1 protein-coding gene is annotated in these 1,201 nt (G+C 54.3%); it reads left to right on the top strand.

Annotation, left to right across the window (positions count from 1 at the left end; translation table 11 throughout):
- Positions 1 to 1,151, top strand: a protein-coding gene (locus CIK76_RS15265; protein ID WP_096287970.1) for an IS3-like element ISAar37 family transposase whose coding sequence is annotated in 2 segments (ribosomal slippage) — positions 1 to 187 and positions 187 to 1,151 — 1,152 coding nt annotated over the 2 segments. Because the reading frame shifts where the segments join, the coding sequence is not laid out codon by codon here. This gene is flagged as partial in the annotation.
- Positions 1,152 to 1,201: the final 50 nt, after the last annotated feature.

Genomic DNA, 1,201 nt, shown 5'->3' on the forward strand with positions numbered 1-1,201 from the left:
TCCTCAGGAAAAAGCCTGGTCGAGGTTTCAGAATCACTGGGAATCAACGAAGGCACCCTTGGGAACTGGGTTCGCGCCTACCGAACCGAGCATCCAGAGACCGAAACCGAGGAACGCGGACCGGTGGAATGGGCCCAGCACGAGAAGCTGCGCCGGGAATTGGCGGAGGTGAAACGGGAGAACGAATTTTTAAAAGATGTCAGCGCCTATTTCGCCTCGAAGGGCAAGAAATAAACGCGATCTTCCGATTCATCAAGGAACACAGCGCGAAGTATCCGGTGAACTGGATGTGCCAGCAGCTAGAGGTCTCGCGCGCTTCGTATTACCGGTGGTTGAACCCGTCCACTGAGCTCAGCGAAGCCAAGGCCCTGCGGGCTATGCGCACCGTTCTGGTCCTGACCGAGTACGAGGCTTCTAACGGGGTGGCCGGTGCCGGCCAATTAGTGGATTTGATTCGCAACAACCACAAGCAGTACGTGCCGAAATCCACGGTGTTGTCGATCATGAACGAGCACGGGCTCAAGGCTAAGCGAGTGAGTGCTTTCAAAGTCACCACGGTGCATGACCAGCAAGCCAGGACCGCTCATATCAAGAATCATATGGTCGATAAGCTCGGCCGCCGTGATTTTCGTTCGTCCCGACCTGGAACCAAGTTGGTGGGCGATATTACCTACTTGCGAACCGGTGAAGGGTGGCTGTATCTGGCGACGGTGATCGACTTGTATTCACGTCAGATCGTTGGGTGGTCAATGGGTGCGAACATGCAAACGCAACTGGTTATCGATGCGATGCAGCTCGCGATGTCGCGTGGTTTCATCAGCGCTGGGACTGTTTTTCATTCAGACCGCGGAACTCAGTACACGTCAGATGCATTTCAAGCGTGGTGCTCTGAGAATGGTGTGCGGCAGTCAATGGGCCGTACCGGAGTGTGTTGGGACAATGCCGTTGCTGAGTCGGCGTTCTCGACGATCAAGAACGAGATGTACCATCATCGGGCGTTTACGAGCCGGGTTGCGGCGCGTACCGCGGTTATGGAGTTCATTGAGATTTGGTACAACAGGAAGCGTCCGCATACGACTAATGGCGGGTTGAGTCCTCAGATGTTGCTCGACTGGTATTGGGAGCAGAATTCTTTGGCTCTCGCGGCCTGAGTTTAATAAGAAAAAATCAAAGTTCGTGTCTCAGAAACTTGACCAGCTCA

Source organism: Glutamicibacter sp. BW80 (genome assembly GCF_002332385.1).
Classification (GTDB): Bacteria; Actinomycetota; Actinomycetes; order Actinomycetales; family Micrococcaceae; genus Glutamicibacter.